We start from the raw sequence: 23,279 nt of genomic DNA, 5'->3' as shown, positions 1-23,279 counted from the left end.
CCGGAGCCGGCAGATCGGACGGGTTAGACTGGCCCGTCCGATGGCCGGCCCCGACCTGATGGCAGAGCGACGCGTCCGGCTGCGCCGGCTCGTCTATCTCTCGATCGCCGCGGCGATCGTCACGATCGCGCTGAAGTTCGGTGCGTTCGCCGTCACCGGCTCGGTCGGCCTGCTGTCCGACGCGGCCGAGTCGGTCGTCAACCTCGTCGCGGCGCTGTTCGCGCTCGTCGTCGTGCAGTGGTCGACACGGCCGCCCGACGAGGAGCACACCTACGGTCACGAGAAGGCCGACTACCTGTCGGCCGGCGTCGAGGGCGCGCTGATCCTGCTGGCCGCGGCGACGATCTGCTTCACCGCGATCGACCGCCTGATCAACCCGGGCGAGATCAGCGACGTCGGCATCGGCGTCGCGATCGCCGTCGTCGCCTCGCTCGTCAACCTCGTCGTCGGGCAGCGGCTGATCCGCGCCGGGCGCGAGTACACGTCGATGACGCTGGAGGCCGACGGCCGCCACCTGCTGACCGACGTGTGGACCTCCGCCGGCGTCGTCGTCGCCGTGATCGCGGTCGCGGTCAGCGGCTGGGAGCCGCTGGACCCGCTGATCGCGCTCGCGGTCGCCGCCAACATCGTCGTGACCGGCGTGAGGCTGGTGCGGCGCTCGACCGACGGCCTGCTCGACCGCGCGCTGAGCGACGCCGAGCTGGAGCGGATCAGAGCCGTGCTCGGCACCTTCGCCTCCGACGAGGTCCAGTTCCACGCGCTGCGCACGCGCCGCGCCGGCAGCCGCGCGTTCGTCTCCACGCACGTGCTGGTGCCGGGCGAGTGGAGCGTGCAGCAGGGCCACGACCTCGCCGAGCAGGTCGACGCGGCGCTGCGCGAGGCGCTCGGCCACGCGACGGTCTTCACCCACCTCGAGCCGCTGGAGGACCCCGCCTCCTACGCCGACGCCGAGCTCGACCGCTGGAGCGAACCGCACCCCAACGACGGGCCGCGCCGCTAGAGCCCGCGGCCGCCGGTCCAGACGACCGGACCGGGGCCGAAGCGGGCGACGCGGTCGTCGGGGTTGGCGAGCTTGCAGCGGGCGAGCGACAGGCAGCCGCAGCCGATGCAGTCGGTCAGCCCCTCCTTGAGCCGCTCCAGCTCCGCGATCCGCTCGTCGATCCGCTCGCTCCAGCGCGACGACAGCCTCGCCCAGTCGGCCCTTCTCGGCACGCGGTCCTCGGGCAGCCGCCCCAGCTCATCGCCGATCTCCTCCAGCGTCAGCCCGACGCGCTGGGCGAAGACGATGAAGGCGACGCGCCGGATCACCGGCCGGCCGTAGCGGCGGTGGCCGGAGCTGTTGCGCTCGGCACGGATCAGCCCGCGCTCCTCGTAGTAGCGCAGCGCCGAGGTCGCGACCCCGCTGCGCTCCGCGACCTCGCCGATCGTGAGCGTCTCCGACATGGCCTCAAAGCGAAGCAGAACTTCAAGTGCGGTTCAAGTCTGCGAGCGCCGCGCGTCAGCGCGCCGTCAGCGCGACGGCGACCGCCGCCGCGGCCTGTCTGCCGGCGACGAGGAGCGCCTCGCGGGTGCGGGCGGCGCGGCAGAAGAGGAAGCCGCCTTCGAGCAGCATCAGCCATGCGAGCGCCAGCTCACGGGCGGGCGGCGCGTCGATGCCGGCGGTGGTGAAGCGGGCGGAGAGAGCGGCGAGCCACTGCTCGAAGACCTCGGCGCTGGCGATCCGCATCGGCTCGCTCGTGGAGGCGACCTCGAGCGTGATCGTCGCGATCGGGCAGGCGTCCTCCCAGCCGCTCTCCTCCAGGTGCTGGGCGGCGAGCGCGAACGCCTGCTCGGTCGCGGCGACGAGGTCGCCGGGACCGCTGTCGAGGATCGCCGCGACGAGCTGGCCGTACATGCCCCCGGCGACGCGGATCACCTCCTCGCCGAGCTGCTCCTTGCCGCCCGGGAAGTGGTGGTAGAGCGAGCCGAACGGCGCCTGCGCGGCGGCGACGACCTGTCTCATCCCGGTGCCGGCGTAGCCGTGGCGGCGGAAGAGGTCGGCGGCGGCGTAGACGATCCGCTCCTTCGTGGTGACGGTCTCGCTCGACATCGCCCGTCAGCATAGCTAGGCTGGCCGCTAGAGCGATCTATCTAGTGGAGGCTGGAGCGATGCCCGAGATCGAGCTGAGCGCCGGGACGATCGAGTACGAGGACAGCGGGCCGCCGCCGGGCGGCAGCGGCGCGGCCAGCGGGCGAGGCGACGCGTCCGCGGGCGACGTCGCGTTCGGCCGCGCGGACGCGCCGGGCGGCGGCGAGGTGCCCACCGTCGTCCTGCTGCACGGCCTGCTGATGAATGCGACCGTCTGGCGCGAGGTCGCCCCGGCGCTCGCCGCGCACTGTCGCGTGATCGCGCCGACGCTCCCGCTCGGCGGCCACAGGCGAGCCATGCGCGCCGACGCCGACCTGTCGCTGCCGGCGATGGTGCGGCTGCTGACAGAGCTGCTGGAGGCGCTCGACCTGCGCGACGTCGTGCTCGTCTCCAACGACTGGGGCGGCGCGCTGCTGCTCGGCGACGTGCCCGGCGGCCTCGACCGCGTCGGCCGCCTCGCGATCACGCCGAGCGAGGCGTTCGACAACTTCCCGCCCGGCATCAACGGCCGCCTCGCGCAGCTGGCCGGCAAGGGCGGCCCGCTCGGCGTCAAGCTGGCGCTGCAGCCGCTCGCGCTGCGTCCGCTGCGGCGCTTTCCGCTGCTGTTCGGCTGGATGTCGAAGCGGCCGCTGCCGCACGCGCTGACCGACGGCTGGTTCGCGCCGATCCTGCACGACCACGCGATCCGGCGAGACCTCGCCAAGTACGCCGGCGGCCCGCTCGACCGCGCCTGGACGGCCCGCGCGACCGAGCGCCTGCGCGCGTTCGACCGCCCGGCGCTGGTGCTGTGGGCGCGCGAGGACAAGCTGATGCCCCGCGACCACGGCCGGCGACTGGCGGAGCTGCTGCCACACGCGCGCCTCGTCGAGGTCGACGACAGCCGCACGCTGATGCAGCTCGACCGCCCGCAGCTGGTGCGCGAGGAGCTGCTGGCATTCGCAACCGCGACCACGCCCGCCGCCGCGCCCGCCGCCACCCCCGAGGAGCCCGCCGATGCCGCGCGCGCGTGAGGTCGCGCTGTGGGGCGCAGCCGGCGCCGGCGCCTGGTCGCTGCTCTACCCGCGCGCCGTCGAGCTGCTGCTCCAGCGCAACCTCGCCGCGCTGCGCGCCGGGGACCCCGAGCCGCTGCTCAAGCTCGACGCCGACGACGTCCGCTTCACCTTCCCCGGCTCCAGCTCGTGGGCTGGCACGCTCCACTCGAAGGCCGAGCTGCGCGACTGGATCGGCCGCTTCCTCGAGATCGGCCTCCAGCTCCACGCCGACGAGGTCGTCGTCACCGGCCCGCCCTGGAACACGACGATAGCCCTGCGCTGCAGCGACCACCTCGACGCACCCGACGGCACCCGCGTCTACACCAACCGCGCCGTCCTCTGGGGCCGCGTCGCCTGGGGCCTGCTGCGCGAGTACGAGGTCTACGAGGACACCGAGAGAAGCCTCGCGCTCGACGCCTGGCTGGCCGAGCACGAGAGATCTGTGGGCTGAACAGACACGCGTGGGACGTTTGCAGTGCGTGGTACGTTGGATCCCATGGCCCACGCGGAGCGACACGTCACGATCGGCGAGCGCGGCCGCGTCGTGCTGCCGGCAGCGATACGCAATCAGCTCGGGCTCACCCCCGGCACGAGAATGCTGCTCACGACGGAGCCCGACGGCTCGTTGCGGCTGCGCCCGTATCGCGCCGTCGCCGACCGGCATCGCGGGATCCTCGCCAGACGCGGCAGCGGTTCGGCGGTCGACGAGCTGCTCGCCGAGCGACGCCGCGAGGCCGCCGCAGAGGACGGCTAGGAGATGCCGCCGACGGTGCTCGATGCATCGGCGCTGCTCGCCTATCTGCACGAGGAACCCGGCGCAGAGGTCGTCGCCGACGCGATCGCGAACGGCACGACGATCAGCGCGGTCAACCTCGCCGAGGCGCTCAGCACGATCGCCCGCAGCGGCCTTGATCCGGCGCAGCTCGCCGACGACTTCCGCCGCGACGGCCTGCTCGACGGCGCGATCGAGGTCGAGCCGCTGACGGACGTCGATGCGATCGAGATCGGCCGCCTGCGGCCGTTGACGCTCGACGCCGGGCTGTCGCTCGGCGATCGCGCCTGCCTCGCGCTCGCGCGCCGGCTCGACGCGACCGCGCTGACCGCCGACCGCGCCTGGGAGCACGTCGCGGTCGACGTCGAACTGCGACAGATCCGCTAGGCCGCCGGCGCCCTGCCGTCGCCTTCCAGCACGAAACGGCTGGCGGCGCGCAGCAGCTCGACCAGGTCGGCGGGCGCTCTCGCGGGGGAGCCGGCGGTGAACGGGGGCTGCGGGTCGTACTCGATCCCGAGCTGGATCCCCTGCGCGACGACGTCGCCGGCGATCCGGCCGGCGAGCGTCAGCGACATGTCGATGCCGGCCGAGACGCCGGCGGCGGTGACGACCTTGCCGTCCTCGACGACGCGCTCGGCGACCGGCACCGCGCCCAGCTCGCCGAGCTGCTCCAGCGCCAGCCAGTGCGAGGTCGCGCGGCGGCCGTCGAGCAGGCCGGCGTCGGCGAGCAGCAGCGAGCCGGTGCAGACGGAGGTCGTCCAGGTCGAGGTCGCGTCGACCGCCCGCAGCCACGCGCGCAGCCCCTCGTCGCCCATCAGATCGGTCTGGCCGGGGCCGCCCGGCACCAGCACGATGTCCGGCGCGGTCACCTCGTCGCGGGCCGCGTCGGCGACGAGCGAAAGCCTGCCGGTGTCGGTCCGCACCGGTCCCGCCTGCGCGCCGACGAAGACCAGCTCCGCCTCCGGCAGGCGGCTCAGCACCTCGTAGGGGCCGATCGCGTCGAGCGCTGTCAGGCGGTCATAGACGTAGATGGCGATCTGCATGACAAGACCTCCTCCTCAGACGGGTTCAGGGGCGAAACGGGCGCGGTAGTCGGCCGGCGCGACCCCGAGCGCCCGCACGAAGGCGCGCCGCATCGTCTCCGGCGTGCCGTAGCCGCAGCGGCGCGCGACCGTCTCGACGCCGTCGGCCGACTCCTCCAGCAGCCGCCGCGCCGTCTCCAGCCGCACGCGGTCGACGTAGCGGCCGGGCGTGACCCCGACCTCGGCCGCGAACAGCCGCGCGAGGTGGCGCGGCGACAGCGCGATCCGCTCGGCCAGCGCCTCGACCGACAGGTCGGCGCCGGGGTTGTCGGCGATCCACTGCTGCAGCTCGCGCAGCGGCTCGCGCTCGGCGACCTGCGCGGCGAGGTGGGCGCTGAACTGCGTCTGCCCGCCGGGCCGGCGCAGGTAGACGACGAGGTGGCGCGCGACCGTCAGCGCCAGCTCGCGGCCGAGGTCGTGCTCGACCAGCGCGAGCGCGACGTCGATCCCGGCCGTGACGCCGGCCGAGGTGACGACGTCGCCGTCGCGGACCCAGATCGGCTCCGGGTCGACCTCCACCTGCGGGTAGCGCTCGGCGAGCAGGTGCGCGTAGGCCCAGTGGGTCGTCGCGCGGCGGCCGTCGAGCAGACCGGCGGCCGCGAGCAGGAAAGCGCCGGAGCAGACCGAGACGAGCCGGCCGGCGCGCGGGCCGTTCTGCCTCAGCCAGTCGACCAGCCGCGGGTCGGCCGTGCGCGTCCCCTCGCCGCCGGGAACGACCAGCGTGTCGGGCGCGAGCCCGGCGCCGAGCGCGCCGTCGGGCACGATCGTCAGCCCGCTGGTGGTCCGCACCGGCGCGCCGTCGAGGCTCGCCGTCGCCAGCTCGTAGACGCCGCCGCCGGCCGCCTGGTCGGCACCGGCGAACGCCTCCAGCGGACCGGTCAGGTCGAGCGACTGGAGCTCGTCGAAGAGGACGAAGAGAACCCGGTGCATCGTCCCATCATCGCGCCGCCGCCCGCTGGCAGCAATGACGCGCACCCCACCTTTTCGGACAGGATCAGGTCGCGCTCAGGACGCCGGTCGCGGCCAGCAGCAGCACGATCAGGCCGAGCGCGACGCGGTAGACGATGAAGATCGCGTAGCTGTGACCGGCGATGTAGCGCAGCAGCCACGAGATCGCGAACCAGGCGACCACGAAGCTGACGACGGTCGCCGCGATCGTCGGCCCCCAGCCGACCCCGTTGGCGATGTTGTCGTACTCGGTCACCGACTGCAGCACACCGGCGGCGGTCAGCGCGGGGATCGAGAGGAAGAACGACAGGCGGGTGACGGTGACGCGGTCGAGCCCGCGCAGCAGGCCGGCCGACATCGTCGCGCCCGAGCGCGAGACGCCCGGGATCAGCGCGAGGCACTGCGCGAGACCGATCAGCAGCGTGTCCTTGCGGGTGACGTCTCTCTCGCCGCGATCCTGTCTGGCGTTGAGGTCCGCCCAGAACATCACGAAGCTCCAGAGGATCAGCGCCGAGCCGACGAACCAGAGGCTGCGCAACGTCGTCTCGATCTGGTCCTTGAACAGCAGGCCGACGATGCCGATCGGGATCGAGCCGATCAGCACCGCGATCGCGAAGCGGAAGTCGAGCGTCGCGCGCTGCTCGGGCGAGCGCAGCCCGCCGAAGAAGGCCCGCAGGATGCGGATGATGTCGTTGCGCAGGTAGAGCAGCGTCGCGAACACCGCGCCGACCTGGATGATCGCCGTGAAGGCGGTGATGTCCGGGTCGTCGATTCTGTAGCCGAAGGCCGACTCGAGGATCGTCAGGTGGCCCGTGCTCGAGATCGGCAGGAACTCGGTGACGCCCTCGACGGCGCCGAGGACGATCGCGTGCCACAGATCCATGCGGCCCCGGAGGCTACCTGAGAAGGCCGCTCGACTATCGTCCGCCGCACCGTGCGGATCGGGGACACGCCACCTTCGCTGGCGACGCTGCTGCGCGACTTCGGACGGATCGGCTGCCTCGGCTTCGGCGGCCCCCCGGCCCACGTCGCGATGCTGCGCGAGCTGGTCGTCGACAGACGCGCGTGGATCGGCGGCGACGACTTCGAGCACGGCCTCGCGGCGACGAACGTGCTGCCGGGTCCGGGCTCGACGCAGTTGGCGATCTGGTGCGCCTGGCGGGTTCGCGGCCTGCCCGGCGCGCTCGCCGGCGGCGCCGCCTTCATCCTCCCCGGGCTGCTGGTGATCCTCGCGCTCGCCGCGCTCTTCCTCGGCGACCCGCCGGCCTGGGTGCGCGGGGTCGGCGCGGGCGCGGGCGCGGTCGTCGCGGCGATCGCGCTGCACGCGGGGATCGGGCTGCTGCCGAGCAGCTGGGAGCGGACGCCGGCGCGCGCCCGCTGGATCGGCTACCTGGTCGCGGGCGGTGCGGCGGCGGCGTTGCTGGGCCCGTGGCTGATCGTCGTGCTGCTCGCCTGCGGCGGCGTCGAGCTGGGCTGGCAGCGCGGCGGGCGCGCTTCCTCCCCCCGCGACCTCCGCCTCCACGCCTGGCCGCCGCTGCTGCTGGCGGCCGCCGCGGTCGCGGCGAGCGGCGGGCTGCTGGCGCTCTGCTGGATGGCGTTCAAGGTCGGCGCGCTGTCGTACGGCGGCGGCTTCGTGACGATCCCGCTGATGCAGGGCGACGCGGTCGATCGTCACCACTGGATGACCGACGCCGAGTTCCTCAACGCGGTCGCGCTCGGTCAGGCGACGCCCGGCCCGGTCACGCACACCGTCGCCGTCGTCGGCTACGCCGCGCACGGGCTCGGCGGCGCGCTGCTGGCGTCGCTGGTCGCCTTCCTGCCGTCGTTCAGCTTCGTGCTGCTCGGCGGCGCCCGCTTCGAGCGGCTGCGGACGCTGCCGTCGGCGCGCGCCTTCCTCGACGGCGCCGGCCCGGCCGCGATCGGCGCGATCCTCGGCTCCGCGATCCCGCTCGCGGCCGGGCTGAGCGAGTGGTGGCAGATCGCGCTGCTGGCGGCCGGCGTCGTGCTGCTGCTCGTGCTCAGACGCGGCGTCGTGCTGACGCTGCTGACCGCCGGCGCGCTCGGCGCGCTGCTCGCGCTCGCCGGCGGCCCGCTGCCGTCGTGACGGCGAGCGCCCCATAGGCTCCAGTCGATGGGACTGCGCGCGAAGGTCGTCGACCCGCTGACCGACTTCCTCGACGACGAGGTGCTCGGCGGCCTGCTGCTGCTGATCGCGGCGGTCGTCGCGGTCGCGTGGGCGAACAGCCCCTGGAGCGACGCCTACTTCGACCTCTGGCACACGCACGTCGCGGTGGCGGGGATCGACCTCGACCTGCACGGCTGGGTCAACGACCTGCTGATGGCGGTCTTCTTCTTCGTCGTCGGGATGGAGATCAAGCGCGAGCTGGTGACCGGCGAGCTGCGCGACCCGCGCACCGCCGCGCTGCCGGCGGTCGCGGCGGCCGGCGGGGTGCTGCTGCCGGCGCTGATCTACCTGCTCGTCGTCAGCGGCAGCGACGGCGACGCGGCGCGCGGCTGGGCGATCCCGGCCGCGACCGACATCGCCTTCGCGGTCGGCGTGCTGGCGCTGCTGGGCGCGCGCGTCGCCGCCGGCGTGCGGCTGTTCCTGCTGTCGATCGCGATCGTCGACGACCTGATCGCGATCGCGATCATCGCGGTCGTCTACAGCGCCGGGCTGTCGGCCGGCTGGTTCGCGGTCGCGATCGCGGCGGTCGCCGTCGTCGTCCTGCTGCAGCGGCTCGGCGTCGCCCGGCCGCTCGCGTACGTGCTGCCGGCCGCACTGCTGTGGGTCGCGGTCTACGAATCGGGCGTCCACGCGACGATCGCCGGCGTCCTGCTCGGCCTGCTGATGCCGGCGCGCCCCTTCCGCGGCCGCGACGTCCACAGCGCGATCGAGCACCGCATCCACCCGTTGAGCGCCTACGTGATCGTGCCGCTGTTCGCGCTCGCCAACGCCGGCGTCGACTTCCGCGACGGCGTGCTGGGCGAGGCGCTGAGCGAGCCGGTCACGTGGGCGGTCGCAGGCGGCCTCGTCGTCGGGAAGCTGGCGGGGATCTCGGCCGCGACGCTCGTCGCGCTGAAGCTGCGCGCCGGGCGGCTGCCGGCGGGGATGGCGCGCGGCCAGGTCGTCGGCGTCGGCGCGCTCGGCGGGATCGGCTTCACCGTCGCGCTGTTCGTCGCCGACCTCGCCTTCGACGACCCGGCGTTGACCGATGCCGCCAAGGTCGGCATCTTCATCGCCTCGATCGCGGCCGGCACGCTCGGCACGCTGCTGCTGCTCGCGCGGCGCCGCGGCGGCGCCGCCGAGGGCTAGGCGGCCGCGGCCTCGTCGCGGATCTCGCCGACCAGCTCTTCGAGCACGTCCTCGAGCGCGACGACGCCGACCGTTCTGCCGTCGCCGTCGAGCACCTGCGCGAGGTGGGCGCCGGAGCGCTGCATCGTCGCGAGCACGGCGCGCAGCCTGTCGGACAGCTGGACCGGCGGCAGCGGGCGGATCCAGCGCTGCGCGATCGGCCGCGTGCGGTGGCGCTCTCTCAGCTCGAGCGCGTCCTTCAGGTGGAGGTAGCCGATGAAGTCGTCGTCGGCGTCGCGCACCGGGAAGCGCGAGAAGCTCGTTCTGGCGGCGATCTGCTCCAGCTCGGCGGGCGTGATCGTGTTGACGACGGAGACGAGCGTGTCGAGCGGCAGCAGCACCGAGCTGGCGTCGCGCTCGGCGAACTTCAGCGCCTCGACCAGCACGTGGCCCTCCGACGGGTCGAGCAGGCCCTCGCGGCGCGACTCCTCGACCAGGCCGGCGACCTCGTCGCGCGTGAAGGCGCTCGTCACCTCGTCCTTGGCTCTGATGCCGCCGAGCCGCAGGACCGTGTTGGCGATCCAGTTCAGCAGCGCGATCGCCGGGTGCAGCACTCTCACGATCAGCACCATCGGCGGCGCCAGCACGAGCGCGGCGCGGTCGGGCCCGGCGAGCGCGATGTTCTTCGGCACCATCTCGCCGAGCACGACGTGCAGGAAGCCGATCAGGCCGAGCGCGATCGCGAACGCGATCGGGTGGATCAGCGCCTCGGGGATCCCGATCGAGTGGAACGGGTCCTCCAGCAGGTGCGCGATCGCCGGCTCGCCGAGGACACCGAGGCCGAGCGTGCAGATCGTGATGCCGAGCTGCGCGCCGGCCATCATCAGCGAGACCCGCTCCATCGCGTAGAGCGTGATTCTCGCCATCCGCCCGCCCTCCTCGGCGCGCGGCTCGATCGAGCTGCGGCGGGCCGAGATCAGCGCGAACTCGGCGCCGACGAAGAAGGCGTTGAGCGCCAGCAGCAGGACCGTCAGGCCGATCGCGATCAGGTCGCCGCCCATCAGTCGTCCTCGTCCTCTTCGCTGTGGATCCGCTCGGACTCGAACAGGACGCGATCGACGCGCATGCCGTCGAGCCGCACGACCGTCAGCGTCACCGCGCAGCGGTGGCCGTCGAGGTCTCTCGTCTCGAGGATCACCTCGTCGTTCGCTCTCGGAAGACGGTTCAGCTCGTCCTGGATCAGGCCGCCGAGCGTCTCGTACTCCTCGTCCTCCGGGAACAGGATGCCGGTCGCGCGCGCGGCCTCGTCGGGCCGCAGCAGGCCGGAGAGGATCCAGCTGCCGTCGGGCCGTCTGCGCGCGCTCATGTCGCGGCGATCGTGCTCGTCGACGACCTCGCCGACGATCTCCTCGACGACGTCCTCGAGCGTCACGAGCCCGTCGACGCCGCCGAACTCGTCGACCACGACGGCGATCTGGAGACCGCCCTCGCGCAGGATCGCGAGCAGCGGGTCGAGCTCGATCGAGGAGGGGACCATCACCGGTCTCGCCATCACCTCGCTGATCGGGACCTCGCCGCGCCGTTCGTGGTCGACGCCGACCGCGTGCTTGACGTGGACGATGCCGACGACCTCGTCGTGCGACTCGCCGACGACGGGGAAGCGGCTGAAGCCGCTCTCGCGCGCCGCCTCGATCACCTTGATGACCGGCTCGTCGGCCTCCAGCGTGCGCATCCGCACGCGCGGCGTCATCACGTCGTCGGCGCGGCGGTCGCCGAAGGTCAGCGAGCGCTGCAACAGCGTCGCGGTCTCCAGCTCCAGCGTCCCCTGCTCGGCCGAGCGGCGCACGAGCGAGGTCAGCTCCTCGGCCGAGCGGGCCGACGCCAGCTCCTCCTGCGGCTCGATCCCGAGCCGGTGCAGGATCGCGTTGGCGACGCCGTTGAACCAGTTGATGAGACCGTGGTTGACGAGCGTGAAGGCGCGCATGAAGCCCTGCACCGCACGCGCGGTCGCGAGCGGCCTGGCGATCGCGAGGTTCTTCGGCACCAGCTCGCCGAGCACCATCGTGAAGACGGTCGAGAGCACGAGCGCGATCGCGATCGCGACGCCGTGGACGCCGCCGTGCGGGACGCCGGCGGTCTCCAGCGGGCCCTTGATCAGCTCCGCGATCGCCGGCTCGGACAGGTAGCCGATCAGCAGGTTGGTGACGGTGATGCCGAGCTGAGCGCCCGACAGCTGCGTCGAAAGGGTCTTGAGCGCCTGCTGGACGCCTCTGGATCTTGCGTCACCGGATTCGGCGGCGCGGTCGACGGTCGCCCGGTCGATCGTCACGAACGCGAACTCGGCCGCGACGAAGACGCCGCAGATCACCACGAGGGCTATCGCTGCAAGCAGAAGCAGCAGCTCGATCATCGCGCACCCGTCCGAGACCGTCGGGAACGGATGCGCTTGGGACTGCTACCGGGAGGTTCGTCTAGGGCGGCGTCGCTCATCGAGCGCTTTTATTGGTACCACAACCGGCGGCGCAGGCACGCACTGCCTCGGCCACCACGGCGGGGTGGACGAGCGGGACCATGTGGCCGCCGGGCACCGTCACGAGCCGCGCCCGCGGCAGCCCGCGCGCCAGCCGCGCCCCGACCGCGGGCGCGACGAGCCCGTCGTCGCGGGCCTGGATCACGACCGCCGGCGCGTTGACCCGGGCGAGGCCGGCGTCGACGACGTCGATCGTGTCGTCCAGCTTCAGCAGCTCGCCGGCGTAGGCGTCGAGGTCCTCGTGGCGCATCGTCTCGCTCAGCAGGCGATGCTCGTAGGCGGGGTCGACCGGGTCGGGCGCGAACGCGTTGCGGGCGCCCTGCTGGGCCGACAGCTTGCGCACCGCGCTGCCGAAGACGAGGTCGGAGAGCGGCTGCACGAGCGGCAGCGACAGCGCCTGCACGAACCGCGCCTGAGCGCGATCAGCAGCGGCCGTGCTGTCACCGGCCGCGGCGGCGTCGACCAGCACGAGCGCCCTGACGCGCTCCGGCGCGCGCTCGGCCAGCGCAAGCGCGAGCGTGCCGCCGTAGGAGTGGCCGACGACGATCGCCTGGTCGATCCGCTCGCGGTCGAGCAGCGCGGTCAGCGTGTCGAGCTGTGCGTCGACGTCGTGGTGCCCGCCGCTGGAGAAGCCGTAGCCGGGCCGGTCGACCGCGATCGTGCGGTATGCCGGCAGCAGCTTGGCGACCTGTTCGAGGTCCTCAGCCGTTCCCGGCAGGCCGTGCAGCAGCAGGACGGCGGGCGCGCCGGCCGCCGGCGGGTCGTGCTCGATCCAGCGCAGGTCGACCTCACCGACGCGCGCGGTCGTGCCGCTGCGCGCCGGCTCGGCCGGCAGCCGGCCCCACGTCCAGTTGACGACCAGCAGCGTCAGCAGCAGGCCGAGCGCGACCGCGACGACGATCCGCAGGCGTCTGGTCCGTGGGCGGGGAAGGCGCATCCGTCAACGATGACGGATCTCCCACCGCGAAGCGGACTATTGCGTGCCGTCGACCGCGGCGCCGCCGCTGTCGTCGCCGACGCCGGCCTGCTCGTCGATCCGCTCGTTCGCTCTGACCGACTGCTCGTTGAGCGTCCTGGCCGCCGCCACGACGCCGGAGCGGTCGTAGAAGTCGACGCCTATGAGGTTGGCCATCATGCCGCGCTCGCGCTCGCAGCGCTCGATCCGTCTCGTCAGGAAGGCGCCGCCGATCTCGCGGTTCTTGCGCGGGTTGGGCGGAAACGTGTCGACCCAGTGGTTGATCAGCAGCAGCGGGCTGTCGGCGTCGCCGCGCGAGCGTCTGCAGGAGAACTCGGACGGCTTCTCGGCGCCGAGCGGCGTGTCCTGGATGAACGACCACGCCGGCATGTACCACGGCGGCGCGCCGGACTCGCCCTCGCTGAAGACGATCAGGCGGCGGTCGGTGCGGACGAGGTCGCCGAGCGTCGGCAGCGGCGCGGTGCGATCGAGCGTGACGACCTCGTCGAGCAGCCCGGCGTCGCGGAACAGCCGCGCGATCTGGGCCGGCGGCGCGTACGGCTCGACGATGAACAGCAGCACCTGGTCGCGGTGGGTGGTCAGCCAGCGCCGGTACGCTCTCAGCTGGTCCAGCGCCGAGACCGCGCCCAGCTCGCAGAGCGTGTGGCAGAGGAACAGCTCGCGCCGGCCGCGCAGCTCGCCGGCGCCGATCCGGCCGCCGAGCCGCTCCGCGGTCGCGAGGTTCTCGCGACCGAGCACCTTGCCGACCTTGTTGCGGTCGCTGCCCTCGGCCTGCAGGTCGGTGCGGACGAGCTTGTTCGTGCGCACGCCGATGTGGACGTCGAGCATGAAGCCGTGGATGCCGTCCTCGAGCTGTCTGGCGATGCCGAAGCGCTGGTTGGGGATCAGCCAGCCCGGATCCTGCGCCGCGCTGAACGAGTTGTGGGTCGTCGCGAAGGCGTACTGGTCGAGCCGCAGGTCGCAGTAGGCGCGTGACCCGTTGCAGCCGTCGGCGGGGACCGCGGCGGCGGCCGGCGGCTGCGGCGCGTCGTCGGTCAGGAAGCCGGCGAAGCCGACCGCGCAGGCGATCGCGAGGATCGGGACGACGACTCGCGGCGACGGGACGCGCGGCCGCACGCGCAGCCCGCCGGCTCTGGCGGCCCCGCCGGCACCGGCCTGGGCGCGCTTGGCGGCGCGTCTGTCGCTCGTCTGGTCCAGCACCGCGGTCAGCTCCGAGATCGCGTAGACGGCGAGCGCGATCGCGACCATCCGCAGCGCCAGCGCCGGCTCCCACGCGACCAGCGCGGCGGCCGCCAGCAGCGCCAGCGCCCGCACGACGCGGACCTTCGGCGTCGTCGCCTGGCGGACCCGCTGGACGGTGCTGAGCAGGCGGCCGGCGACGCCCTGCTGCTGGCGCCTCGTGGCGGCGACCGCGGCGGTGACGAGACCGACGAGCAGCAGCGTCTGCGACCAGATCGCGAGGTCGCCGAGGATCGCGTCCCAGAGCGCGCCGGCGGCGGCCGAGACGTCGGCGCCGGCTTCGAGGCCAGGCACCGCGGCACCGCGCGCGATCGTCATCAGGAACAGCAGCAGCGCGCCGGCGAGCGCGAAGCTGCAGCCGAGCTGGAGCAGCACGCGGCGGCGATCCTCGCGGCCGAGCAGCAGCGCGCCGAGCGCGGCGGCGAGCGCCCCGAGCGGCGCGACGATCGCCAGCCAGCCGCCGAGGTCGGCGATGCGACGGACGGAGACGAGCGCTGGGTCGTTGGAGTCGATCCGCAGGATCTCGGGGTCGAAGCCCTCCGGCAGCGAGTCGGCCAGTCTCGGCGAGACCGACCTCAGCCCTTCGAGCACGAACGCGGTCGAGCGGCCGAGGTCGAGCACGTAGGTGCCGCTCTCGCCCGTGACCAGCAGGTCGTAGGCGTCGTTGGAGATGCCGCGCGCGAGGTTGCGCACGACCGCGGTGCCGAGCAGCGCCTGCACGCCGGCGACCGCCAGCGGGCGGGCGGTCAGCAGCTCGTCGGCGCCGGAGTCGACCGCCTCGTCGACGATCCGCGCCGCCGCGACGGCGCGGACCTGCTCCGACGTCACCGCCGCGCCGACGCGGTCGGCGAGCTGGTTGCGGTCGAGCACCTGGGTGCGGACGTAGACGGCCGGCAGCGCGACGAACGCCAGCACGCCTGCCAAAGCGACCAGCAGCATGACGACGTGACGGCGGCGCATGCCGGTAGTTCATCACGCCGCCGCCATGCGGCGCCACCCTCCGTCGCCGTGTGCCCCGGCGACGGCTCCCCGGTCGGGGCGGCGCGCCGGTCAGCCCTGCGCGCCGGGCTCGAGGAACCCGGTGACGGTCGCCAGCCGGCCGTCGGCGGCGACGGTCGCGAAGTCGACGCCGACGGCGGCCGCCGCGCCGCTCTCGATCCCGACGAGCGTCCAGCCGAAGCGCACGACGTCGTTGTGCGCGTCGGGCCCGAAGCTCAGCTCGAAGCGATGGCCCGGGAACTGCTGCTGCGCGGCGGCGACCATCGCGTCGAGCCCGTCGACCCCCTGGCCGCTCATCAGCGGATCGACGTAGGTCGCCTGCTCCGTGAACGTGCGCGCGATCAGCTCGCGCCGGCGCCCCTGGTCGCCCTCGTTCCAGACGGCGATGTAGTCGTTCACGACGGTGGCGATGTCAGCGGTGGCGGTCATGACGTTCCTCCTTGCGGTTGACGCCACGCAATCTCCCACCGCCCCCGCGGCGCGTCGATTACGCCGCAGGTAACGGCGGCGCCGGCACCGGCGCCGCTCGCACGACCCGCCGCCCGAACCGCTCGCCGTTGTACCCTTCGCGACGCGCGACGCGCGTCCGCTCAGCCGCCCGGCAGCGCGTCCTTGATCGCCAGCTCCAGCTCTCTGCCGACGTCGTCGAGCGGGCGGGTGGTGCGGCGGGCGCGGCAGAGGACGATCGCGCCCTCGATCGCGGCGACGGTGATCGTCGCGAGGCGGCGGGAGCGGGCGGCCGTGACGCCAGCGCGGCGGAGGGTCGCGGCGAGCGCTCTCTCCCACGAGGCGAAGGCGTGGGCTGCGGCCTCGCCGAGCGCGGGCTGGTCGGCCGGGGCCTCCGTGGCGACCGCGACGATCGGGCAGCCGGCGCGGAAGTCGCTCGCTTCCAGGCCCGCTCTCCAGACGGAGATGAAGCCGCGCAGGGAGACGATCGGGTCGTCGGGCGGGGAGTGCTCTATCAGCTGCGCGACGAAGTCGCCGGCGTAGCGGACGGCCTCCTCGGCGAGCTGCGCCTTGCCGCCGGGGAAGTGGTGGTAGATCGAGCCCCAGGGCGCCTCGCTGTGGGCGATCACGTCGCGGAAGCCGGTGCCGGCGTAGCCGTGCTCGCGCAGCAGGACCGCCGCGCTGCGCACCATCCGTTCTCGACTGTCCGATGCCATCGACCACGCCTCCGGCTTGCCCAGGACACCCATCCTAATGGCACCGGCAAGCGCTAGGACCACCGTCCTAGCGGAGCGATCGTCGCGGTGTCGCCTGCGTGAGCGCCCACCAGCAGAGCGCGACGAGCGACAGCACCGCACCCTGGAGGCAGACGCCGCCCCAACCGGCGGCGGCGTAGGCGCTCGTGGCCGCGATCGCCCCGAGCGCGCTGCCGGCCGAGTAGAAGGCCATGTACGCGGCGATCGCCCGGCTCCCGGCCACCGGCAGGGCAGCAAGCAGCATGCTCTGGCTGCTCACGTGGACCGCCTGCACTGCGAAGTCGAGCACGACGATCCCGGCCGCGAGCGCGAGCAGCGAGCGGTCCAGCAGCGCGATCGGCGCCCAGCTCGCGAGCAGCAGCGCGAGCGCGACGCCGGTCGTGCGCTGGCCGCGTCCGCGGTCGGCGAGCCGGCCGGCGCGCGCGGCGCCGAGCGCGCCGGCGAGCCCGGCGACGCCGAAGAGCCCGACCTGCGCGTGGCTGAGCCCGTGCGGCGGCGCGCTCAGCGGCAGCACCAGCGCGCTCCAGAGCGTCGAGAAGGCGGCGAAGGTCAACAGCGCGAGCCCGCCCCGCGCCCGCAGCAGCGGCTCGCGCGCGACGAGCGCGACGGTCGAGCGGAGGAGGGCGGCGTACGACGCAGCACCGCCCGGCACCGAGGTGGGCGACGCGGCCGCGCCAGCCGGCGGCGCGGCGGCCGTGCGCGGCAGCCGCCGCACCAGCAGCAGCCCGACGACGACGGTCAGCCCGGCCGCGAGCAGGTAGACGGCGCGCCAGCCGGCGAGGTCCGCGACGACGCCGGCGACGACGCGCGCGAGCAGGATCCCGCTGACGACGCCGCTCGTGACGATGCCGACGACGCGGCCGCGCTCGGCCGGCGCGGCGAGCACCGCCGCATAGGCGACGAGCACCTGCGTGACAACCGACGAGGCGCCGACGAGCACGGCGCCGAGCAGCAGCAGCGGCGCGCTGGGCGCCAGCGCCACGAGCGTCAGCGCGAGCGCGCCGACGGTCAGCTGGCAGGCGACGAGACGGCGGCGGTCGAGCAGGTCGCCGAGCGGCACGACCAGCAGCAGCCCGAGCGCCAGCCCGGCCTGCGTCGCCGTCACGACGATGCCGGCGGCGCCGAGCGGCAGCGCAAGCGCGTCGGCGATCGCGTCGAGCAGCGGCTGAGCGGCATAGGCGCTGCCGACCGCCAGCCCGCAGGCGACGGCGAACAGCAGGACGAGCGAGCGGGGCATGGCGGCTCCAGGGCAGCGGACGACGACGGCGGCGCCCGCGCGGCGCCGCCCCTGCAGAACAGTGAGAACGATCGTTCTCACTGCTGTCGCCTACGATAGAGAACGATGGTTCTCGATGCACGCGAGCAGGTCCTCGACGCCGCCGGCCGGCTGTTCGCCGAACGCGGCGTGCAGGCCGTCGGGATGGATGCGATCCGCGACGCCGCCGGCATCTCGCTGAAGCGGATCTACGCGCTCTTCCCGTCGAAGGAGGCGCTCGTCACGGCGACGCTGCGGGAGCGCGAGCAGGTCGTGCTCGCGCAGCTGGAGGCGATCGCAGCGCGCACGGAGCCGCCGCGCGAGCGGATCCTCGCCCTCTTCGACCTGCTCGCCGACTGGTTTGCGCAGCCCGGCTATCGCGGCTGCGAGTTCGTCAACGCCTTCGGCGAGCTGGGGCCGTCGAGCGAGTCGATCGCGACGACGGTGCGCGACCACAAGCGCGCCTGGGTCGAGCTGCTGGAGCGGCTCGTCGGCGAGGCCGGCGGGTCGCCGCCGCTGGCCGCGCAGCTGTCGCTGCTCGTCAACGGCGCGATGGTGTCAGCCGCGATCGGTGCGACCGACGAGCCGGCGGCAGAGGCGCGCGCCGCCGCCGCGGTGCTGCTCGACGCGGCGCTGCCGGCCGCCGGGCCGCGCAGCCGCGGCCGCGGCGCGACTAGCGCGCCGTGACGCGCGCTTCCTCGACCTCAGCGCCCTCGCGCGTGTCGGGGAAGACGACGTAGACGAGCCCGGGCCCGCCGAAGAACGTCGCGTTGTCGCCGCCGCCGACGTAGATCGCCTCGCGCGCCTGACCGTCGAGTCCGTGAACCCAGACTCTCTGCCCTTCGTGGAACTGCGCCTCGCCGCTCATGCCAGCGAACGCTACCGGGTATGACCGGCGCCGTGCCAACGCTCATCCTCGGTCCGCTGCTCCGCCATGTCGGGCCGACGGACGCGACCGTCTGGGTCGAGACCGACCGCCCCTGCGAGGTCGCCGCGCTCGGCGCGCGCTCGCGCACCTTCGAGATCGCCGGCCACCACTACGCGCTCGTCGTGGCCGACGGCCTCGAGCCGGGCGCCGAGCACGAGTACGAGCTGCTGCTCGACGGCGTCCGCGCCTGGCCGCGTGCGAACGAGCCCAAGGGCTGCGTGCGCACGCCGCGCAGAGACGACGAGCTGCGGCTGGCGTTCGCCTCCTGCCGCGTCGCCGCGCCGCACGAGCCGCCGTACACGCTCTCGAAATCGGACGACGAGCGCGGCCGCGGCGTCGACGCGCTCGCGGCGCTGGCACGGCGGATGAGCGCGACCGAGGCGCGCGAGTGGCCCGACGCGCTGCTGCTGGTCGGCGACCAGGTCTACGCCGACGAGGTCTCGCCAAGGGTCAGAGAGCGGATGCAGGAGCGCCATGGCGAGCGTGACGCGCCGCTGGAGGTCGCCGACTTCGAGGAGTACACCTGGCTCTACCACGAGGCATGGGGCGACGAGCGGATCCGCTGGCTGCTGGCATCGATCCCGAGCGCGATGATCTTCGACGACCACGACGTGCGCGACGACTGGAACACGTCGGGCGCGTGGGTCGAGATGGTGCGCAGGCTGCCGTGGTGGCGCGAGCGGCTGATCGGCGCCTACATGTCCTACTGGCTCTACCAGCACCTCGGCAACCTCTCGCCGGCCGAGCTGCGCGAGGAGGATCTGCTGGCGCGGCTGCGCGCCCACGCCGGCGACGGCGAGCCGCTGCTGCGCGCGTTCGCCGAGCAGGCGGCCGACGAGGTCGCCGGCACGCGCTGGTCGTTCCGGCGCGACTTCGGCCGCACGCGGCTGATCGTGCTCGACTCGCGCGCCGGTCGCGTCGTGCACGACGACAGGGACCGCCGGATGCTCTCCGACGAGCAGTTCGAGTGGGTCCGCGAGCAGCTGACCGGCGACGTCGACCACCTGCTGATCGCGACCTCGCTGCCGTTCCTGCTGGCGCCGGCGCTGCACGACGTCGAGGCGTGGAACGAGGCGGTCTGCGCGGGCGCCTGGGGGAAGCTGGCGGCGCGCCTCGGGGAGAAGCTGCGGCAGGGCGTCGACCTCGAGCACTGGGCCGCCTTCCGCCACAGCTTCGATCGCCTCGTCGAGGAGCTGCGCGCCGTCGGCGCGGGCGAGCGCGGCCGCGCGCCGGGCTCGATCGTGCTGCTGTCCGGCGACGTCCACCACGCCTATGTCGCCGAGGCCGGCTTCCCCGCCGGCAGCGGCGTGCAGAGCGCCGTCGTGCAGGCGGTCTGCTCGCCGATGCGCAACCCGCTCGACGTCCGAGAGCGCAGCTTCATGCGCTTCATGCACACGCCCGTCGCGGCGCGCGCGGCGCGGCTGCTGGCACGCGCGGCGGGCGTCCCGCGACCGCGGCTGCGCTGGCGGCTGATGGCGCCTGCGACCTTCGACAACCACGTCGGCACGCTGACGCTCGACGGCCGCGGTGCGGAGCTGGCGATCGAGTGCACGCGGCCGGAGGAATGGCGCGAGCCCCAGCTCCACACCAGCTTCGCGCGCACGATAGCGACGATCGACCGCTCCCCTGACGATTGATCGTTCATTCGTCAGTTGGATGACGATCTGCGAATTGAGGGTTGGAGATCGCCTCCGCCGGGCTAGGTGATTGAACGGCGCGCCGCACCAGGGGAACGACGAGAGCGGCGCGGCGCGCCCTCAGGCCCACATCCAACGGAAGGAGCATGCGATGTCTCGCGTCCTCCCACGTACGATCGCGCTGCTCGCCGTCTCGGCGGTCGCCCTGCTGGCATCCGCCGGCTCGGCGCTCGGCGTCACGGTCGGCGCCCATCCGGTCACGAATCCGCAGGGAGCAGACCTGCACTACGCGACCTCGGTCTCGGTCCACGGACCGTACGCCGGCCACCTCGCCCCGGGCGAGCGCTTCTACTACAACGGCAACAGCGCCAACGGCGACTCGGGCGCCCCGGCCGTCTGGTGCAACGGCGATGCCTATGGCAGCGTGCAGAAGGGCAACGTCTGGATCCTCTGCGGCGACCTCGGATAGGAGCTGATGCGCATGAAGACGCCTCGCAAGCTGCTCGCGGCCGCGGTCGCGAGCACGATGATCGCGGGCGCCGTGGCGGCGCCGAGCGCGACCGCCGGCGACGCCGGCACCTACACCCACTGGGAGTCGATCACCTGCCAGTCGGGGCAGTTCTACCGCAACTACAACGCGGGCTCCGACAGCTTCTCGGACCCGTACGGAGCGACGCTGCCGACCGGCACGCGGGTGCAGATCCGCGACGAGCCGTACCGACGCGAGGGCTCGCGCGGAGTGCGCGCCTACCAGTACAACGCGTGGGGCTACTTCTCGATCAACTGCCTCTGATTCAACGCTGAATCAGAGCGATCGATTCATGCCGCCGCCAGTGCCGCAGCCGCGGCGCAGGCGGCGGCGTAGCCGGCCGGGGTGCGCCCGACGAAGGTCTTGAACTCGTTGATGAAGTGCGCCTGGTCGAAGTAGCCGACCTCGACCGCGAGCCGGCCGAGGTCGAGCGACGGCTCGTCGGCGATCCGCTCGGCGGCGGTGTGCAGCCGCTGGCGCCGCACGACCCACTTGGGACTGACGCCGACGTAGTCGTGGAACAGCCGCTGCAGCGTGCGAACCGAGACGTGGCAGCGGGCGGCGAGCTGGTCGACGCGCGTGATCGACGGCTCGTCGAGCAGCAGCTGGACGATCGCCGCGACCTCCGCGACGCGCGCGTCAGGCCCGGGGCTGCGCTCGCGCAGGAACGCCTCGACGTGGGCGATCCGCTGCTGCGGCGCGCCTTCTCCGCGCACGCGCCGTTCGAGCCCATCCGCGTCGGCAGCGCCGAACAGCTCGCGCAGCGGCACGACGCGGTCGGTCAGCGAGGCGACGGCGACGTCCGCGAACGGGCGGAAGCCGCCGGGACGGAATCTCGCGCCGAGCACCCAGCCGCGGTCGCGCAGCGCATGTCTGGTGCGGGTCGTGCCGACGCCCCAGACGAAGGCGCCGTCGGGCTCGAACGAGAGGTTGACGTTGGGGTGGTTGAGGATCTGCTGCTCGAACGGCGCACGGCCGCGCAGATCCCACTCGACGGCCCAGAAGCGGTCGAGCGCGTGTCGCAGGTCGAGCGCGGGGACGTAGCGGCGCAGGCGGAAGATCGGGCCCTCGGCGGCCGGTTCGAGGATCCCGCGTCTGCTCTGCAGCGGGCGCTCGCGTCCGCTCGGGCTGCTGCTGCTCATCCGCGGCCGTCTCCCGGCTCGCTTGGCTCCAGCCCGGAGAGCAGCGCGCGCAGGACGGTCCGCATCTGCTCGCGCGCCGCGTCGGCGTCGTCGGCGTCGTCGGCGCGGGCGATGTAGAGCGCGGCCTCGTCGAGCGCGCCGATCAGCACGTGCGCGAGCGGCCGCAGCGGCTGCTCGACGATGCTGCCGGCGGCGATCGCGGCGCCGAGGACGGCCTCGACGAGCCCTATCGCGCTGGCCTGGCCGGCGTCGCGCCAGCGCTCCCAGCCGAGCACCGCCGGCGCCTCGATCAGCACGATCCGCTGCACGTCGGGCTCGGTCGCCGCCTCCAGCCAGGCGTCGATGCCGGCGAGCAGCGCCTCGGCCGGATCGGTCACGCCGCCGAGCTGCCCGGCGATCCGCAGCGCCAGCTCCTGCTGCACCTGCTCGTAGACGGCGGCGAAGAGCCCCGTCTTGTCCGCGAACTGGTGGTAGAGCGCGCCGCGGGTGACGCCGGCCGCTCTGACGATCGCCTCGGTCCCGACGGCGCCGAACCCCTGCGCCGCGAACAGCGGCCGCGCAGCCGCCAGCAGCGCCGCGCGGGTCGTCGTCGAACGCTCCTCCTGAGTGCGCCGGTTGACTCTCATACAGACTGTACGTATGTTATTGGAACCACCGTCGAGAAGACTATGGGAGGCACCCGCCATGCCCGAGGTGACACTGCCGCAGGGGACCGTCCGCTACCGCGAGCTGGGCCCGCCCGACGGCCCCGTCGTGCTGTTCGTGCACGGCTTCCTCGTCAACGGATCGCTGTGGGACGAGACGGCCGACGCGCTCGCCGCGCGCGGCTACCGCACGCTCCAGCCGGACCTGCCGCTGGGATCGCACAAGGTCGCGTTGGAGCCTGACGCCGATCTCTCGCCGCGCGGCGTCGCGCGCCTGCTGGCGGCCTTCGCGGAGGCGGTCGGCGCCAGCGACGCGACACTCGTCGGCAACGACACCGGCGGCGCGCTCTGCCAGTTCCTGCTCGACACCGACGCGAGCCGCATCGGCCGCGTCGTGCTGACCAACTGCGACGGGCTGACGACCTTCCCGCCGAAGCCGTTCGGCCTGATCCTCGGCGCCGCCCGCCACCCCGGCCTGTTCCGCGTCGCGATGCTGCCGACGCGGATCGCCGCGGTGCGCCACAGCCCGCTCGCGTTCGGCCTGCTCGTCAACAGAAGGCTCGACCCGGCGAAGTCGGCTGACTGGGTCGAGCCGTACCTGAGCGACGCCGGCGTCCGCCGCGACGCGGCCAAGCTCTGCCGCGCCGTCAAGCCGGCCGACCTCGCCGACGTCGCCACCCGCCTGCGCGGCTTCGACGGCCCGGCGCTGCTCTGCTGGGCGCCGAAGGACCGCTTCTTCACGATCGACCTCGGCCGCCGCATCGCCGCCTGCTTCGCCGACGCCCGCATGGTCGAGATCGCCGACTCCGCGACCTTCGTCCCCCACGACCAGCCGCTCCGCCTCGCCGACGAGATCGCCGCCTTCGCGCCCGTGCCGGCGGCGGCCGCTACCTCTTAGACGATTTTGCGTCTTTAAGATTAGACGAATAAGCGTCTAGATGTTAA

General features: G+C 73.4%; 27 protein-coding genes. 12 read left to right on the top strand and 15 right to left on the bottom strand.

Annotation, left to right across the window (positions count from 1 at the left end):
* The first annotated feature begins 40 nt into the window (after nt 1-40).
* Complete coding sequence (locus tag Q7L73_RS09020; protein WP_304688872.1) at nt 41-1,000, top strand: cation diffusion facilitator family transporter; 960 nt, start codon at nt 41-43, stop codon at nt 998-1,000.
* Here Q7L73_RS09020 and soxR read toward each other — a convergent pair.
* Together soxR and Q7L73_RS09010 are read right to left on the bottom strand one after the other, a co-directional pair.
* Nucleotides 997-1,443, bottom strand: coding sequence for a redox-sensitive transcriptional activator SoxR (soxR, locus tag Q7L73_RS09015; RefSeq protein WP_304688870.1), 447 nt, complete (start codon nt 1,441-1,443; stop codon nt 997-999). The two genes, Q7L73_RS09020 and soxR, sit on opposite strands and share 4 nt — an antisense overlap.
* Before the next feature lie 55 nt (nt 1,444-1,498).
* Nucleotides 1,499-2,089, bottom strand: a complete 591-nt coding sequence (locus Q7L73_RS09010) for a TetR/AcrR family transcriptional regulator (RefSeq protein ID WP_304688867.1) — start codon at nt 2,087-2,089, stop codon at nt 1,499-1,501.
* Nucleotides 2,090-2,148: 59 nt separating this feature from the next.
* On the opposite strand from Q7L73_RS09010, the gene Q7L73_RS09005 reads away from it, so the two are divergent.
* The 4 genes from Q7L73_RS09005 to Q7L73_RS08990 are packed head-to-tail and all read left to right on the top strand — an operon-like array spanning nt 2,149 to nt 4,318.
* Nucleotides 2,149-3,138 (top strand): alpha/beta fold hydrolase, encoded by a 990-nt coding sequence (locus Q7L73_RS09005; RefSeq protein ID WP_304688865.1) that lies wholly within the window; start codon nt 2,149-2,151, stop codon nt 3,136-3,138.
* Nucleotides 3,122-3,610: a nuclear transport factor 2 family protein gene (locus tag Q7L73_RS09000; protein ID WP_304688863.1), complete on the top strand. Its 489-nt coding sequence runs from the start codon at nt 3,122-3,124 to the stop codon at nt 3,608-3,610. Before Q7L73_RS09005 ends, Q7L73_RS09000 begins: the two co-directional genes overlap by 17 nt.
* A gap of 45 nt (nt 3,611-3,655) precedes the next feature.
* Nucleotides 3,656-3,913 (top strand): AbrB/MazE/SpoVT family DNA-binding domain-containing protein, encoded by a 258-nt coding sequence (locus Q7L73_RS08995; protein ID WP_304688861.1) that lies wholly within the window; start codon nt 3,656-3,658, stop codon nt 3,911-3,913.
* A gap of 3 nt (nt 3,914-3,916) precedes the next feature.
* The gene (locus Q7L73_RS08990) at nt 3,917-4,318 is read left to right on the top strand and encodes a type II toxin-antitoxin system VapC family toxin (protein ID WP_304688859.1); all 402 of its coding nucleotides are present in this window, start codon (nt 3,917-3,919) and stop codon (nt 4,316-4,318) included.
* Here the strand turns inward: Q7L73_RS08990 and Q7L73_RS08985 are convergent.
* The 3 genes from Q7L73_RS08985 to Q7L73_RS08975 form a co-directional block, all read right to left on the bottom strand.
* On the bottom strand, nt 4,315-4,974 hold the full coding sequence (locus tag Q7L73_RS08985; protein ID WP_304688857.1) for a DJ-1/PfpI family protein: 660 nt from the start codon (nt 4,972-4,974) through the stop codon (nt 4,315-4,317). The genes Q7L73_RS08990 and Q7L73_RS08985 overlap by 4 nt on opposite strands.
* Before the next feature lie 15 nt (nt 4,975-4,989).
* Nucleotides 4,990-5,943: a GlxA family transcriptional regulator gene (locus tag Q7L73_RS08980; protein ID WP_304688855.1), complete on the bottom strand. Its 954-nt coding sequence runs from the start codon at nt 5,941-5,943 to the stop codon at nt 4,990-4,992.
* A gap of 64 nt (nt 5,944-6,007) precedes the next feature.
* Nucleotides 6,008-6,844: an undecaprenyl-diphosphate phosphatase gene (locus tag Q7L73_RS08975; RefSeq protein ID WP_304688853.1), complete on the bottom strand. Its 837-nt coding sequence runs from the start codon at nt 6,842-6,844 to the stop codon at nt 6,008-6,010.
* Between the two features lie 51 nt (nt 6,845-6,895).
* Here Q7L73_RS08975 and chrA point away from each other — a divergent pair, with 51 nt between their 5' ends.
* Both chrA and nhaA read left to right on the top strand, forming a co-directional pair.
* A complete protein-coding gene (gene chrA, locus Q7L73_RS08970; RefSeq protein WP_304688852.1) occupies nt 6,896-8,065 on the top strand; it encodes a chromate efflux transporter in 1,170 nt (389 codons plus the stop codon).
* 27 nt (nt 8,066-8,092) lie between these two features.
* Nucleotides 8,093-9,274 carry a Na+/H+ antiporter NhaA gene (nhaA, locus tag Q7L73_RS08965; RefSeq protein WP_304688850.1) on the top strand — a complete coding sequence of 394 codons (1,182 nt, stop codon included), beginning with the start codon at nt 8,093-8,095 and terminating at the stop codon, nt 9,272-9,274.
* On the opposite strand, the gene Q7L73_RS08960 is transcribed toward nhaA, so the two are convergent.
* The 7 genes from Q7L73_RS08960 to Q7L73_RS08930 all read right to left on the bottom strand — a co-directional run bounded on the left by Q7L73_RS08960 (nt 9,271) and on the right by Q7L73_RS08930 (nt 17,436).
* A complete protein-coding gene (locus Q7L73_RS08960) occupies nt 9,271-10,314 on the bottom strand; it encodes a hemolysin family protein (RefSeq protein ID WP_304688848.1) in 1,044 nt (347 codons plus the stop codon). The two genes, nhaA and Q7L73_RS08960, sit on opposite strands and share 4 nt — an antisense overlap.
* Nucleotides 10,314-11,663: a hemolysin family protein gene (locus tag Q7L73_RS08955; protein WP_304688846.1), complete on the bottom strand. Its 1,350-nt coding sequence runs from the start codon at nt 11,661-11,663 to the stop codon at nt 10,314-10,316. Before Q7L73_RS08955 ends, Q7L73_RS08960 begins: the two co-directional genes overlap by 1 nt.
* Nucleotides 11,664-11,739: 76 nt before the next feature.
* Entirely contained in the window at nt 11,740-12,720 is a 981-nt protein-coding gene (locus tag Q7L73_RS08950; protein ID WP_304688844.1) for an alpha/beta fold hydrolase, read from the bottom strand.
* Between the two features lie 36 nt (nt 12,721-12,756).
* The gene (locus tag Q7L73_RS08945; protein WP_304688843.1) at nt 12,757-14,958 is read right to left on the bottom strand and encodes a hypothetical protein; all 2,202 of its coding nucleotides are present in this window, start codon (nt 14,956-14,958) and stop codon (nt 12,757-12,759) included.
* 90 nt (nt 14,959-15,048) lie between these two features.
* On the bottom strand, nt 15,049-15,426 hold the full coding sequence (locus Q7L73_RS08940) for a nuclear transport factor 2 family protein (RefSeq protein ID WP_304688841.1): 378 nt from the start codon (nt 15,424-15,426) through the stop codon (nt 15,049-15,051).
* Nucleotides 15,427-15,587: 161 nt separating this feature from the next.
* Nucleotides 15,588-16,160: a TetR/AcrR family transcriptional regulator gene (locus tag Q7L73_RS08935; protein WP_304688840.1), complete on the bottom strand. Its 573-nt coding sequence runs from the start codon at nt 16,158-16,160 to the stop codon at nt 15,588-15,590.
* 67 nt (nt 16,161-16,227) lie between these two features.
* Nucleotides 16,228-17,436, bottom strand: coding sequence for an MFS transporter (locus Q7L73_RS08930; RefSeq protein ID WP_304688838.1), 1,209 nt, complete (start codon nt 17,434-17,436; stop codon nt 16,228-16,230).
* Between the two features lie 105 nt (nt 17,437-17,541).
* Here Q7L73_RS08930 and Q7L73_RS08925 point away from each other — a divergent pair, with 105 nt between their 5' ends.
* Nucleotides 17,542-18,141 (top strand): TetR/AcrR family transcriptional regulator, encoded by a 600-nt coding sequence (locus Q7L73_RS08925; protein WP_304688837.1) that lies wholly within the window; start codon nt 17,542-17,544, stop codon nt 18,139-18,141.
* Here the strand turns inward: Q7L73_RS08925 and Q7L73_RS08920 are convergent.
* The gene (locus Q7L73_RS08920) at nt 18,128-18,322 is read right to left on the bottom strand and encodes a hypothetical protein (protein WP_304688836.1); all 195 of its coding nucleotides are present in this window, start codon (nt 18,320-18,322) and stop codon (nt 18,128-18,130) included. The genes Q7L73_RS08925 and Q7L73_RS08920 overlap by 14 nt on opposite strands.
* Nucleotides 18,323-18,354: 32 nt before the next feature.
* On the opposite strand from Q7L73_RS08920, the gene Q7L73_RS08915 reads away from it, so the two are divergent.
* From Q7L73_RS08915 to Q7L73_RS08905, 3 genes are all read left to right on the top strand, one after another.
* On the top strand, nt 18,355-20,019 hold the full coding sequence (locus Q7L73_RS08915; RefSeq protein ID WP_304688834.1) for an alkaline phosphatase D family protein: 1,665 nt from the start codon (nt 18,355-18,357) through the stop codon (nt 20,017-20,019).
* A gap of 151 nt (nt 20,020-20,170) precedes the next feature.
* A complete protein-coding gene (locus tag Q7L73_RS08910) occupies nt 20,171-20,488 on the top strand; it encodes a hypothetical protein (RefSeq protein ID WP_304688832.1) in 318 nt (105 codons plus the stop codon).
* 12 nt (nt 20,489-20,500) lie between these two features.
* Nucleotides 20,501-20,812 carry a hypothetical protein gene (locus tag Q7L73_RS08905; RefSeq protein WP_304688830.1) on the top strand — a complete coding sequence of 104 codons (312 nt, stop codon included), beginning with the start codon at nt 20,501-20,503 and terminating at the stop codon, nt 20,810-20,812.
* 26 nt (nt 20,813-20,838) lie between these two features.
* Here the strand turns inward: Q7L73_RS08905 and Q7L73_RS08900 are convergent, their stop codons facing one another.
* Nucleotides 20,839-21,690: a helix-turn-helix domain-containing protein gene (locus tag Q7L73_RS08900; protein WP_304688828.1), complete on the bottom strand. Its 852-nt coding sequence runs from the start codon at nt 21,688-21,690 to the stop codon at nt 20,839-20,841.
* Nucleotides 21,687-22,316, bottom strand: a complete 630-nt coding sequence (locus Q7L73_RS08895) for a TetR/AcrR family transcriptional regulator (RefSeq protein ID WP_304688826.1) — start codon at nt 22,314-22,316, stop codon at nt 21,687-21,689. The genes Q7L73_RS08900 and Q7L73_RS08895 overlap by 4 nt, the downstream gene beginning before the upstream one ends.
* Before the next feature lie 58 nt (nt 22,317-22,374).
* On the opposite strand from Q7L73_RS08895, the gene Q7L73_RS08890 reads away from it, so the two are divergent.
* Nucleotides 22,375-23,232, top strand: a complete 858-nt coding sequence (locus Q7L73_RS08890; RefSeq protein ID WP_304688824.1) for an alpha/beta fold hydrolase — start codon at nt 22,375-22,377, stop codon at nt 23,230-23,232.
* Nucleotides 23,233-23,279: the final 47 nt, after the last annotated feature.

The sequence above is a fragment of the Conexibacter sp. CPCC 205762 genome (assembly GCF_030646155.1).
In the GTDB taxonomy this organism is placed as follows: domain Bacteria; phylum Actinomycetota; class Thermoleophilia; order Solirubrobacterales; family Solirubrobacteraceae; genus Conexibacter.
This window is presented reverse-complemented; position numbering and strand designations above follow the sequence as displayed.